Below are 13,104 nucleotides of genomic sequence, written 5' to 3' on the forward strand. Positions count from 1 at the left end.
ATTTGAGAGAAAAACTTCTAACCCAAATTCGTGTCTCCCAAAAGGAACTCAGGCAGGCTGGGATTCCCACCTCCGAGCGCGCTTGGCCAAAGCCTGTGGACCATTAGAGATCTGCACCGCCCTTGTCTTTGACCAACAGGCGCAGTTCCTCGCCATTGCAGCGGATTTCAGGGACATACATGGCGCTTCCGATTACGGGCAGGGCATGAAATCTGCCGGGGACTTCCGCGCGCAGTTCATAGCGGATTTCCCAAAGGCCTTGCGGCAATTTGTCGATGAACAAGGCGATCTTGCGATCGCGCAGCTCCTGATGCACCCAGCGCGTCTGACCTGTGTAATCGGTTTCCTCCGGCATGCTGCCCGGCAGGGTTGCCTGAGCGACGCGCATGGATTGGCTGAATTTGTGTTCCAGGGCGCCCGACTTGAGTTGGCGCGCGTCGAGGGATTCGCCGGTGCGCGCTTCGACCGCTTCCAAGCCGGCCGGCTTGAGGTCTTCGAACAGGAGGTATTGGTAATTATTTTTTGTTTCGATTGTGAGGACGGTCTCGACGCGCTCGCCGCTCGCGACGCTCTGGCCATCGGCGAGGGGTTGCTTTTCATAGATGTAACCCTTCAGCAACGTGGGGCGGCCAACCAGTTTAAAATATTGGCGTTTAACAAAAATCTCGTTGCCGGCGGGCGCAATGGGCTCTTCGAGACTGAAGAATTGGGCAGCGACTGCGAAATAGATGGGGGTATCGCCGTGTGTGCGGCGAATGCGGATTTCGTTGGCATTGTGTATCAGGCTGGCATCGATGAGAAAGGTGCTGGGGGCGTTGAAGACATCGGCGCCGCTAATCTTTTTCTTTGCGATGGTTGCGCCATTGACGAGCAATTCGTATTCGACGTCGGATTTAAGTTCACCGCTTTCGCGGAGGTAATCGTTTAGGGCGAGCACGACGATGGCGGTATCGCGCGTGCTGGACCACTGGGCGGCGCGCCGGTTTTTGATGAGCCAATTGGTGACCGGCTCGATGAGGGCATTTTTGGGGTCGATAGCCAGCAAAGCCCTGAGCGCAAAAGCGGTGGCTTCGACCCCTCCTTCGGACCAGTGCCAGTAGATGCCATCCTCACCCCAATGGACGGCGGCAATGGCGGAGTGTTGAGGAGCGGGCGTGGGGGTACTCGACACCAGGATTGAGCTGTCGGGGCGCTCGTCGCGATTGACGCCGTTTTCGAGGTTCTGGACCAGGATTTTGGCATTATCGGTTTTGCCAAAGTTGTGGGCGGCCAGGGCGAACAAGGCGCGAGTGTAAGCATTGAGTTTGTCGCGGTTGTTCCAAAGATTGTCGAATGCGTTGGCCTGAAATTTCGAGGGTTGGGCGATGCGCATTGAATGGTTGTAAGCAGCCAGGGCGTGGAGCATCCAGGTTTGCATGTCGAGGTTTTCCTCTTCATCGACGAGCGTTTTGTCCAGGTAAGAGGCGCCGCGATCAAGGGCGTTCCTTCCGTTGGCAACCGGGAGGCCAGTCTGGGGGTCGGTGCTGGAACCTGGCGGGGAATCCTTGAGCTGGATTCCGGCATCGCGGGCGAGGGCCAGACCCCAGACGACATAAGCCGTCATCCAATGGTCGCTCTCGCCTTCCTTCCACCAGCCCCAGCCGCCGTCGGGATGTTGAAAATCATAGAGCCGGTTGAGGCTGGCGTTGATGGTTTTGTCCAGTTCCGCCAGGTCCTTCTTGCCGTTTGGATGAGTGGCCGCTGCGTGGGCCGGTTCGATGCCCCCAAAGAGCCGGCTCATGATGTCTTCTGGTTGCAAGCCCAGGTCCTTGAGAGTTTTGGCGGTAATGGCGGCCGGCAGGAACCGGCTCATGGTTTGCTCGGTGCAGCCGTAAGGATAATCGATGAGGTAAGGCAAGGCATCGAGCATGGTGACAGCCATTCTGGGGGTGATCTGAACGGTGAGGGTGGTCGAGTTGGGCCGGCGTTCCTTCGGCAAATCGAATTTAATGGTGATGTCGTTGGCGCGGGCTTTGCCGGATTTAGCGATGAATTTCTCGATGCCATGTTCATAGACGAGGTAAGATTTTTCCATTGCATCGGAGTATTTGCCGCCTCGGGCGATGACCTTCAGCTTGACGTTACCGGGATGGGTGACTTCCGCCGGCCAATCAATCCGTGTTTCGCCGTGCGCAGGGACCGAGACGGTCTCATTACTGGCGTGGCCCAGCTTAAGCCCGCCGAGGGCTGTCAGAGTGACTTTTGTGTCTATGGGTAAATCGGTGTTATTGTTGAGGACCGCCGAGAGCGTAAGGGTGTCGCCCACGAGAAAAAAGCGGGGTGCTTCGAGCCGGACGAGCAATGGCATTTTGGTGCGGGTGGAGGCATTGGCGATGCCAAACTGGTTGGCCTTGGAAGCGACGCGCGCGGTTGCTTTCCAACTGGTCAGGGAATCGGGGTACCTGACCTTGACCGTAGCCGTGCCGTTTTCGTCAGTCGTAATATCAGGTTGCCAAAAGACTGTTGAGCGGAAATCCGTGCGGACCTGGACGGGTGCTTGCGCATTGGGAACCTCTTGGGCCGGGGCCGCACCTGCTACCGCGGGCAACGAGGGCAACGCCATATTAAAGGTTTTGAATGCATCCGCTGTTGTACCGCTCATAGCGAGGGAGCGTGTGGCTGCTCCAGGTGCTTTCACTTGCAGCGCCCCTCCTCCAATGCCGCCACCGCCGCTCCGATCCAGTTCGTCACTTAGAGCCAAGTCATCTTTACGCCGGTTCCAGCCCTGCTTGGCGTCTTCGAGGGCTTCCTGTTCCAGCAGCAACTCCCGATCGTCAATGAGTTGGCCCTGCGGGCCCTTAACAAATTTCGTGTAGCCCTTTTGGTTCATGGTGCTCTGGGTTTGAACCAGCTCCTGGCGTTTTGCGCCGAAAAAAAACTGGCGCGGGTCACCCGCGTAATCCTGCTGGATGTAGAAGACCGATTCATCAACCAAACCAAAGGCGACCTGGGAGGGGACCGGTTTGCCGCTGTCATCGCGTGTGGTGATGGTAAAGATTCCCTCTTCACGCGGTTGGTACTGGGTGCGGTCGGCTTTGACATCCACATTGAGAAAGTTCCTGGTTGGCGGCACGACGACTTGCTTGGAATCAATAAAGATTTGGCGGTCGGTGACGAGAGTGGCGCTCAGGAAGACGTTGGGGACATGTTTTTCTTCGATGGGCAGCTCGATGAGCTTCACGGCGCCATCGAGGTGAACGACCTGGTAATTATAGAGGTCTTCACCCTCGACGGTGAACAGGACGTAGCGGTTGTTTGCAGGAACGGCCAGCATGATGGGCGCATTTTGGCCGGCGCGGAAGGTGTCTTTATCGGCGATGATTTCGAGGCCTCCGTGGCGGTACCCGAGGTCGGTGGTGGCGCCGGTTGCGCACCAGACGGTGGTTTCGGCGGTGATCGGCGAAGGAGGCGGAGGGCGTTTGCCGGGGCGTGTTTTGGGCGCGCGGTCTTCGCTGGCCCAGCGGACTCGATAGTAACCTTCGCGTTCCGGGGTGAAGGTGAGTTCCGCGACGCCATTGGTGTCAGTTTTAAGAGAGCGCGTCAGGATGTCGTCGTGTTGATAGCCCCGGAATTTGAGTTGCCAGCCAGGCTGATTGGGCTCGGGGGCAGGCGGGAACAACGGGTGAAGGGCGCGGAATCGTTTGAGTTCTTGGCCTTTGACCTCGTGACCATCGGGGTTGAGCCAGGTTTCATACCAATAATCGCGAGTGACTTTGACAAGGCCCTCGGCTTGGACCGGTTGTTCATTGGCATCGAGCGCCTTGAACTCGACTTTGACCTTGTCTTGCGGGCGATAGAGGTTGTGCGCCGGGTCGGCATAGACGCAATAAAGCTGGCGCGTGACGCGGACATTGCCGCTGCCGATGATTTCGCGCCGACTCGAGTCGGTGACGCGCGCCTCGATTCGGTAATCGAAATCCTGGTTGACGTTGGGGGGCGTGTCGAAGGTGAGTGTTGCCTTGCCGGCGGCATCGGTTTTGAGAGTTTCACGTTTGATAATCTGGCCCGAACCGCCATACCAGCGGTTCCAGCGCGAGTAGCCGCTGTCCATGTCCTCATAAAACCAGGGGTACTCGCGCGGGAAATGCCAGTAATGATAAAAGGGATTTTGATAAACGAGGATTTCGATATTGGCATTGGCGACGGGCCCGCCGAAGTAGTAATCGGCTTGGACATTTACTTCGACCTTGTCGCCCAGGCGGAATGTTTTTTTTAGGCCATGGTCCTCCGGGGTTTGGACGCTGACTTTAAATTCAGGCAGTTTGTATTCCTCGAGCCGGAAGAGGGTGGCATTGCCCACGGTTCGATTGCGGGAGTCGTTCCACGACTGGCCGGCCTCGTAAAACGTGATGCGATATTCGCCCAGCGGCATTTGCCCGGTCAGGCCGAGTGAGCCCCAGGCGCTGCCAAAGGCATTGAGCTTGATCTTCTCCTCCTTCACCAGCGCGCCGCGCGGGTCTTCGATGCGAAACAGAATCATCTGATCGGCCGGGGTGGAATAAACAGAGCCATTGTAGCGGCGGGCGATGAATTTCCATTGAACGGTTTCGTTGGGCCGGTATGCGGGACGGTCGGTGACGGCATAGATTTTCCAGGAATCAGAATCGCGGGAGTAGCCGTAAGTATTGCCGGCGCTGAAGGCCTGGCGCTCCTTGAGGATGGCACAGGCGAAGAGCTCCGCGTTGTTGGGTTGGCGCTGGGCCAGGTCGAAGAGCGCCAGACCGTCCTGGCCGGCGGTCTTTTCGTAAGCGCGGGAGTGGTATTGGTTGTCCTGCCACCAGCGTTCCCAGAGCTTGATCCTGGCGCCGCCCAGGGGTTCGCCATTGAGCGCGTTGCAGAACCAGGCCAGCGCCTGTTTGCCGGAAGTTTTCAGGACCAGGGTTGCATCCGAAACCAGGAGCAGGTCGCGAGCGCTTTTGCCGCCGCCGCTGGCCTCCAGCACGTAGGCGCCCGGTTTGAGTTTTTCATCCAGGCGAACCGTTTCGCTGCCCGGCTTGTAATCCCCTTTATCTTCGGGTGTTCGCGACCAAGTTTTGAGTTTCTCGAGCTTCGAGAGGTCGATGGAATTAAGCCAGCTCTCCGAATCATGGAGTCTGACATCGCGATTGAGTTCGACCGGATAGAGGGCGAGGTCGATTCGTTTGAGGTTGCGCCAGGTCAGAAAGTATTGGACCTCGGAATCGGGCAGGAAAACATTCTGGACGCTCAGGCCAACCTGGGGGTCTGTGATGTTATGGATTTGGTTTTGGGCCTGGTCCCAGCAGCGGGTTTGGCCTTTTTGGAATTCGGCGACCAAACGGCGGAAGAGTTCGAGGGCTTTGACATAATCGGGCTGCTGGAGAACCGAGCCATCCTCATTCCAGACGACGCGGCCCCGATTGAGCATCCACTCGCCATAATTATATAGCGCATCGTCATACCAGTCGGTTCCTTTGCCAAGCTTGACAGCGGCTTGAAATTCATCGGGGACCCGGGCGCGCTGGTCCCAATCGCCGCCCTGGTTTCTGAGGGTCATCGCGACCAGATAATGGGCGTGTGCCTTGTCGTTTTGGGTTTGGGCGATTTTCAGGGCATTGTCGAGAACGTCGAGCGGGACGTAATTGCCCCAAGAGCCGTAGGAGTAGTAGGTTTCGACGCCCGGTGGTTTGGCCAGGCGCCAGACGATGTCGAGATAGCGCTGGCGGGCCAGGTTGATATCCGGGGCGCCCGCCCACCAATCGAGGGCAGCCTGGTAGCACGGCCAGGCCGCGCCCCAGTTGTGTTCGTCTCGGCGGACCCAGTGGTAATCGCCCAAGGATTCCTCGACCTCGGCCCAGACGCGGTCATGGTCCTCGACCCGGGTGATGTCGCGCACCAGTACTTCGAGTTGATGGCGGGCCTCGTCGAGTTTAGTGGTATCGGCTGTTTTGGTGGCCGCCTGTGAGCGCCACTCGGTATCGGCCAGGCGAAACTTAACCCAGCGGACCTGGGCGGGGGAGAGGTTGGTTGTGAGGGCTTTTGTGTAGGCCTCGTGGGCCAAAGCGAAGGATTTGCCGGCGTAGAGTTTTTCGGCCTGGCTTTTTAGCTCCTGGTAGCGGTCAGGTTGCGCCCCGGCGAGGTGAAAGGCCAGGCACGCTGCGGGCAACAGTGCATTTCTCAGTCTCATAATGTCTTTCTGTTGGACGGAGTTCAGTGCGGAATGCTCCGGCGGTCAAGCGCGGTCGTGAATAACTTCGTGAATAAGCTTTGGATAACTCATAGTTGCAGTTTCCTCGTGAGCAACGATTATGGAGCATATGAACGAGCAGGAATTGCCCGCCGCGATTGAGATTTACGAAGTCGGCGCGCGGCGGTTGTATGTGAAAATGACCGGTCCCGGTTTTGCGATTTTTGAGGATGAACTGACTCCGGACGAATTGATGGCGATTGCGCGGGACATTGCTGCGCGGCGGGAGCAATGTGAGCCGGAGGCGGCCATCTTGACGGCATAACAGGAGCGCGCCCGTGGCGGTTGAGTTCTGAGGGTCAGGTTTCCCCGGTGCGGGGCCGTCGGCCCATCTTTTGTTGTCGCTGTTGGGCTTCAGCAATCATCTTTTGCAGCTCCCGTAAGTCGCTCGCGAGGATGTGATGCGCCAGCAAGGCATAAATCGGCTCCAGGTTCGGACGATAGCGCGCGAGCAACTGCTTGACATCGCTCTCATAAAGGTAAACGCGGTCCCAGTCGAGTTGGCGATAAAGTGACGGCAGCGCATAGAGCTTGAGCACCAGCAAACCGTCCACAGTGGCGGCAGGCACTTCCCTTTCGGCAAACCGGTGCATGGTGGCAAACCGCTCCTGCACCAGCTTGAACAGTGGATTCGTCGTGAGCAGCAAATCCACCCGCAGACTGCGGAAACTTGCCTTAATAAAAAAGTCCGCTCGTTCCTCGATGTGCAGCTCCGGCACTGCGCTGAGGGCTTCCACAGACAGAAGCAAATCTACGTCTCGGGTATTCCGGCCTTGCACGTAAGTGAGCATGGCGATGCCGCCGACCAGCAGATAGGATACCTTCCGTTCGGCCAGGAGTTTGAACAATTCCAAAGCGTCCTGGGGCAGGGGAGGCGGTGAGTTTCCCGGCCCAGCTTCCTGGAGCTGTAGAGGCGAATCATTCCATTGGTTGCCGCCCACTTCCCAGGCCTCCAGCAGCACCTGGCCGACGCGCTGAAGACTGACCCCCGGCGGCAGCGTGACTGTGGATTCATTTTGCTTCATTCGCGGAAGCGAGTATTCACTGGAGCATAGCGATGGAGCGGCGGGGTCGCAAGCACGGTGGGTCTGGGTCGAATGCCTCAATGCCTCGCCCTTTTTGCTTTCTCCTGGCCGGAATTGTGCTATTCTGATAAGCAACGATAAAACGAAAGAGAGACGCCCAGACGCGCTGAATTGAAAGCACTGATCGAGACAAGGAACCGCAGAACGGAACGAGTTTTTCTCGTTGGAGTCGAACTAAAGTCCAGGAACGGATGGGACACACACGATTCTCTGGAGGAGCTTTCCGAGTTGGCCACAACTGCCGGGGGTGAAGTCATCGGCGATGGCCTGCAGAAGATGGCCGCCCCGTGCGCCGCCACGTTTATCGGCAAGGGCAAAGCCGATGAATTTGCCAAAGAGTGCCGCCGGGCCGATGTGGATACCGTTATTTTCGATGACGAATTGTCCCCCGCCCAAAGCCGGAATCTGGAAGCGGTTTTCCATTGCAAAGTGCTGGATCGCACGTCGCTGATTTTGGATATCTTCGCGCAGCGCGCCCACACACGGGAAGGCAAATTGCAGATTGAACTGGCCCAACTGCAGCATCTGCTGCCGCGCCTGACGCGTTTTTGGGGCCACTTGTCCAGGCAAAAAGGCGGCATCGGGATGCGCGGCGGCGAGGGTGAAACGCAATTGGAAACCGACCGGCGCCGCGTGCAGGACCGGATAGCGCGCATCACGCGCGACCTTGAGGTGGTCCGCCGGCAACGTTCGACCCAGCGCCAGGCGCGCCAGCGCAATCATTGGGCATTGGCCTCGATTGTTGGCTACACCAACGCCGGCAAATCAACGTTGCTCAATCATTTGACCGGGGCGGGTGTGCTCGCCGAAGACAAACTGTTTGCAACGCTCGATCCGACCACGCGCCGGCTGCGTCTGCCTACAAACCAAAACGTGCTTTTAACCGATACGGTGGGGTTTATCCGCAAACTGCCGCACGGCCTGGTCGAGGCCTTCAAGGCAACACTGGAAGAGGTGGTCCAGGCGGACCTGCTGGTGCATGTGGTCGATGTGAGCCATCCACAGGCGCGTGAACAAATTCAGTCGGTCGATGCAGTCCTTAACGAGATTGGCGCCGAAGGCAAACCGACGCTGATGGTATTTAACAAGATCGACCAACTCAACGGGGACCGCGGTGTTCTGAGCGGGTTGCTCGAAGGGCATCCCGGCGCCGTTGCTATCTCGGCGGTCACCGGCGAGGGCATTTCTGAGTTGCTGGCCCAGTTGGGCAGCCAATTGAGGCCTCTGCGCGAATTCATCGAATTATCAGTGCCCCACGGGCAGGCGGGTGTGATAGCCCGGCTGCACGAGGTAGCTCAAGTGGTCGAACGTCATTACGATGGAGATTACGCCCGTTTCAAGGCGCGCATCCCCCCTCACGCGCGGGATGAGTTTGCGCCTTTTGTGGTGCGGGAATTGCAGACGGCCTAGGAGCGACGAGATCCCGCGAATCCTCATCTCCGGTTCGGAGAGAGGACTCCGTGGGTCCCCATTAACGCCATTAACCGGAGGTTCTTCGGCAATCAGTGATGTGAATCGCTCACTTCAGAGAGCCCCCGGTTTTGAATCGCCCACAAGTGGATGGTTTTCATTCGCCCGGTGACAGCGGAGACGAGCCGTCCCCGCCTCTGCCGCGCATGGGATCGAAATAAGGGTAAATGCCGACTGAAACGTATCCATTGCCGCTTGCCGCTCGGAAAAATTTTTGAGGCGCGTCATTGTTGACAGGCAGAAACCACAGATTGTTGGTCGAGGGGTCGGGCACGGCAATTTGACCGAACTCCCATTCGGAATCCGTGATGTTGGCCTTGAAAAGCAGTTCATACAGGTTCGTTGAAGTGACGTTGTGCAGTTCAAGATCAAATTGATCGGGATTGTTTGTGTCGATCAAAATGGACAGGTAAAGGTCCGTCGGTCCGTAGAGCGGGCTCGGTCCATCGGGGCTCGCATCCAGTGGGGTCATGGCGGTCATCGCATTGAGGGCGTCGTAATCAACGCCAGTGTCATCATAGACGTAAACCGGATGAAGGCCGATTAATGTTTTTTGATTCCAAATAATTTCTTCTGGCGCTTTCCGGCGAGTCGCGGGTAGAGTTCCGGCTATGAGCCGAGGGTTGCTGATGAAGGAACTGCCCGAAAACGAACGGCCACGCGAACGGCTGGCAGCCGAGGGTCCTGATGCTCTGAAATCTTCCGACCTGCTGGCCATCCTTTTGCGGACCGGGACCGCTGGCAGCTCGGCCCTGCGGATCGCCCAGGAACTTATGTCGAAGTACCAGACGCTGGATAATCTCTCGCGTGTCGGGCTCCCGGACCTTTGCCAGGTCAAGGGGATTGGGCGGGACAAAGCGGTGACGCTCGTTGCGGCTTTTAGCCTGGCGCGGCGGATGGCCAAAGAGATGCGCCACGAGTCGCCCACGCTGGACAGCCCGGACAAAATAGCCGAACTGCTTCGGGAGGACAATCGGCCATACGAGGTGGAGAATTTTCAGGTCTTGCTCTTGAATACGCGGCGCAGGCTCATCCGGGTCGAGAACATTACACAAGGGACCCTGGATACGATTCTGGTGCATCCGCGCGAGGTATTCAAAGCGGCCATCGCCGCCAACGCCGCGGCGGTCGTGCTGGCGCACAATCATCCCAGCGGCGATCCAACACCCTCGGAAGCCGACATCAAAGTGACGCGCGACCTGATCCGCGCCGGGCAATTATTGAAGATCGAAGTGCTGGACCACGTCATTCTCGGTCGCGCCTCAGCGGAGCGGCCCAGGGATTACGTTTCGCTTCGAGAGTTGGGTTATTTTTATTCGTAAGTTCAACCGGTTGGCGCGCCTTTTGGCCGGCGCTAGACCCGGGGACGAACCCTTGACGTCGAGCGGGGGAAGGGTCATTGCAGAGCAGAGCTTATTCCGAGGGTCAGGCGCTCTCATAATGCCTTACATCCGCGTAAATTCCAGGTTTTCTATTGTTCCAATACTCATTTCCGAAAGCGGGCTCGGTGGAGGACAGTTGAGTCACTGCGTATTGCATCGGGGTGAGCTCTTTTTGCAACTCAGCCTGAGAAGGTTTCTGGAAATTTGTATTAACGAAAAAGCCGGGGGGCGCGTTGGTCGGCTGAGAACCGGCGCGCGAGTGACTGGTCAGCGCGAAGAGCGCGAGCAGCACCCCTGCCAATCGCAGAATGTATATCTGGCGCATGCCGAACAATAGCGCGGGTCTTTTGAAAAAGCTCCCCTGCGAGGAGCAGGTTTTGAGCAGGATTGAAAACGGGCTTGTAGTCAGAATCCTTACAACGCATTCCAGGGTTTCCTGACTGACAACCCGCAAGCCGCCCGCTAAATTAGAATTGCGAACCCGATGACGACGAACCGCCATTTGAGAACCGCCAGTGGGGCTGCAAATGAGTGATGCGCGGAAACGAAAGAAGTCGCGAGTGATACCCGGGGTTGAGTTGCGGGCAACAAGGAAGATTCCGGGTCAATCGAATAGATTTCTCTCGCTGAGGCCCACACGCAGGTCGTATAAAATTGTTTTGATAGAGAGTATGCGCGGCAGTGACGCGGGCCAAATCGAGCGGTGGGTCGGAAGATTTTCCTCTTCCCTCTCTGCGGAGAAGAAGGGGATTTTATTTCTGCGCGCGGGCACAATCTGTTCTCCGAAAACCCCTCGCTCGCCGTGCCCTCTCTATTGGGGAGAGGGTACCGGCGGGCGGAATTCTCCCAGGTTGGTTCCCAAGAAGGGCGGCGGGAAGGGGGCGAATTTTTTTGGAGCGCTTGATTTTTTGCTTTTGTGTTTGACCCACAGTTGGAATTTGGATAACCGTCACGGGCTGCCTGCAGACCCGAACGGGTATCGAGGCGGCGAGAACGTGTTGGCGGCAAGCCACAACAGCACATGCTGAATACCAAATCATTTTTGGCGATCGACTTCGGAGCGGGCAGCCTGAAGCTGGCTGAGTTCGAGATCAACGAAGCGGGCGGCTTGCGTTTGAAACAATACGGCCTCAAATCCCTGGGGGCCGAAGGGGCGCAGGAGACGGCGCGTGAAGCGGTGGTGCTCAAGGCGCTGCAGGAAATGCTGGCCGAGCGTTCGATCAAAGCCAAAATCGTCAACGTCTGCGCGCCCGGGTTTCATGTCTTTTCCAAATTCGTCAAACTCCCGCCGGTGGATGCGGGCAAGGTGACCCAGATCATCCAGTACGAGGCGCAGCAGAACGTGCCCTTCCCGCTGGAAGAGGTGGTGTGGGATTATCAGATTCTGGGCTCGACGCCCGGTGGCGAGCTGGAAGTGCTGCTAGTGGCCATCAAGGCCGACATCGTCGAGGGGCTGTTCCGGGTCTCCGAGGCTGCGGGCCTGCGCTTGCAATTGTGCGACGTCTCGCCGGCCGCCTTGTGCAATGCCTTCCGTTACAACTACGGCGAATTGGAAGACTGCACGGTGCTGCTGGACATCGGGGCTAAGACCAGCAACCTGCTCTTCTTCGAAAAGGGCAAGGTCTTTTCCCGCAGCATTAACCTGGGGGCCAATTCGATTACGCAGGATTTCGCCAACGAATCCAAGAAGAAGTTCGATGTGGCCGAGAAGATCAAGATTGACGAGGGCTTTGTCAGCCTGGGGGGCGCTTACGAAGAGCCTGAGAACCAGGACCAGGCGGCCATCTCGAAAATTGCGCGTCAATTCATGACACGGCTGCACATCCAGGTCAATCAGACGATGCAGTACTACAGGGGCCAGCAGGGCGGCTCGGCGCCAGCACGGCTTTTCCTGTCGGGCGGGGCCTCGATCATGCCCTACACGGCGCAGTTTTTTGCTGAAAAGCTCAATGTGCCGGTCGAGTATTTCAATCCGCTGCGGAACATTCAAATTGACCCCACCATCAACCTGGAAGACCTGGCGCGGGTGGCCCACTCGCTGGGCGAGGTGGTCGGGTTGGGATTGCGCAACCTGGCGCACTGCCCGGTCGAGCTCAACCTGATGCCCGAGAGCACGCTCAAGTGGCAAAGTTTCAACCAGAAAAAGCCGTATTTGATAGCGACGGTCTTCAGCATGGTGGCGGTTATCGCCGCTATTGGGCTGCTGTTCGGCACGCTGGCGAAGGCCAAGAACGACGCGCTGCAGGCGTTGGAAACGGAGATCGCGCCCGCCGAGGGCAAACAGCAAAAACTCGAACAGGAGTTGGGCGCTCTCAGGAAGCGACAGAACGAGGCCAATCAAATGGTTGAATGGATGGACGACCGTTCGTACTGGCCCGAAGTGCTCACTCAGTTGCGCGGGGTTCTGATGAAGGTTGAGGCGGGCATGAAAAACCGGTACCAGGCCGACACCGGCATCTGGGTCGAGCAATTCATCACGGCCACCCCGCGGGCAGGCGAGGAGATGGCCGGGGGCGACAATTCCCCCGCTCCGATGTCCGACAGCGACGCCATCGCCCGGATGAAGATCATGCAGCGGTATGGTTTGGGCCCCTACGCCCACCGGGGCGCGGCGGCGCCCACCCCCGTCACACCCGATACCACCACCGCCTCGGCCACTCCGGGGGTCGTCAAAAAGAAGGGCGACACCAATGACGTTTCCTCGATTACCATCACCTTCCGCGCGGTGAGCCTTGCCCCCATTTCGGCCGAGGCGAACAAGGAAATCTATTATGCCGTCCTGAATGAGCTTAGGAACAACCCCATTTTCGATCCGGACCCGACCTATACGCACGACAACGGACCGATTAGCGCAGACGACCAGGCGACCGGCACTTTCACCTTCCCGCTGATAGTTGGGCTCAGACGCCCGCTGCACCTCTAG

Annotated in this window: 8 protein-coding genes; 4 read left to right on the forward strand and 4 right to left on the reverse strand. The window is 58.0% G+C overall.

All coding sequences use genetic code 11. The features are described 5' to 3' along the window. Window positions 1–103 precede the first annotated feature (103 nt). Window positions 104–6,184, reverse strand: coding sequence for an MG2 domain-containing protein (locus tag VG146_00865; GenBank protein ID HEV2390890.1), 6,081 nt, complete (start codon window positions 6,182–6,184; stop codon window positions 104–106). A 130-nt stretch (window positions 6,185–6,314) separates the two neighbouring features. Here VG146_00865 and VG146_00870 point away from each other — a divergent pair, with 130 nt between their 5' ends. Further along, window positions 6,315–6,509 carry a hypothetical protein gene (locus VG146_00870; protein ID HEV2390891.1) on the forward strand — a complete coding sequence of 65 codons (195 nt, stop codon included), beginning with the start codon at window positions 6,315–6,317 and terminating at the stop codon, window positions 6,507–6,509. A gap of 34 nt (window positions 6,510–6,543) precedes the next feature. On the opposite strand, the gene VG146_00875 is transcribed toward VG146_00870, so the two are convergent. Further along, window positions 6,544–7,269 carry a hypothetical protein gene (locus tag VG146_00875; GenBank protein HEV2390892.1) on the reverse strand — a complete coding sequence of 242 codons (726 nt, stop codon included), beginning with the start codon at window positions 7,267–7,269 and terminating at the stop codon, window positions 6,544–6,546. 171 nt (window positions 7,270–7,440) lie between these two features. Here VG146_00875 and hflX point away from each other — a divergent pair, with 171 nt between their 5' ends. Beyond that, window positions 7,441–8,739, forward strand: coding sequence for a GTPase HflX (hflX, locus tag VG146_00880; protein HEV2390893.1), 1,299 nt, complete (start codon window positions 7,441–7,443; stop codon window positions 8,737–8,739). Window positions 8,740–8,896: 157 nt separating this feature from the next. Here hflX and VG146_00885 read toward each other — a convergent pair whose 3' ends face one another. After that, a complete protein-coding gene (locus VG146_00885) occupies window positions 8,897–9,280 on the reverse strand; it encodes a hypothetical protein (protein HEV2390894.1) in 384 nt (127 codons plus the stop codon). Window positions 9,281–9,410: 130 nt separating this feature from the next. Here VG146_00885 and radC point away from each other — a divergent pair, with 130 nt between their 5' ends. Continuing rightward, entirely contained in the window at window positions 9,411–10,121 is a 711-nt protein-coding gene (gene radC, locus VG146_00890) for a DNA repair protein RadC (protein HEV2390895.1), read from the forward strand. A 103-nt stretch (window positions 10,122–10,224) separates the two neighbouring features. Here the strand turns inward: radC and VG146_00895 are convergent, their stop codons facing one another. Continuing rightward, complete coding sequence (locus VG146_00895; GenBank protein ID HEV2390896.1) at window positions 10,225–10,506, reverse strand: peptide-methionine (R)-S-oxide reductase; 282 nt, start codon at window positions 10,504–10,506, stop codon at window positions 10,225–10,227. Between the two features lie 696 nt (window positions 10,507–11,202). Between VG146_00895 and pilM the strand changes: the two genes are divergently transcribed. Further along, window positions 11,203–13,104 carry a type IV pilus assembly protein PilM gene (gene pilM, locus VG146_00900; GenBank protein HEV2390897.1) on the forward strand — a complete coding sequence of 634 codons (1,902 nt, stop codon included), beginning with the start codon at window positions 11,203–11,205 and terminating at the stop codon, window positions 13,102–13,104.

The sequence above is a fragment of the Verrucomicrobiia bacterium genome (genome assembly GCA_035946615.1).
GTDB lineage: Bacteria > Verrucomicrobiota > Verrucomicrobiia > Limisphaerales > UBA8199 > DASYZB01.

Coding starts and splice junctions, on each gene's coding strand:
- VG146_00885 (HEV2390894.1), bottom strand. CDS start 9,280: ATGACCGCCATGACCCCACTGGATGCGAGCCCCGATGGACCGAGCCCG.
- VG146_00865 (HEV2390890.1), bottom strand. CDS start 6,184: ATGAGACTGAGAAATGCACTGTTGCCCGCAGCGTGCCTGGCCTTTCAC.
- VG146_00895 (HEV2390896.1), bottom strand. CDS start 10,506: ATGCGCCAGATATACATTCTGCGATTGGCAGGGGTGCTGCTCGCGCTC.
- radC (HEV2390895.1), top strand. CDS start 9,411: ATGAGCCGAGGGTTGCTGATGAAGGAACTGCCCGAAAACGAACGGCCA.
- pilM (HEV2390897.1), top strand. CDS start 11,203: ATGCTGAATACCAAATCATTTTTGGCGATCGACTTCGGAGCGGGCAGC.
- VG146_00875 (HEV2390892.1), bottom strand. CDS start 7,269: ATGAAGCAAAATGAATCCACAGTCACGCTGCCGCCGGGGGTCAGTCTT.
- VG146_00870 (HEV2390891.1), top strand. CDS start 6,315: ATGAACGAGCAGGAATTGCCCGCCGCGATTGAGATTTACGAAGTCGGC.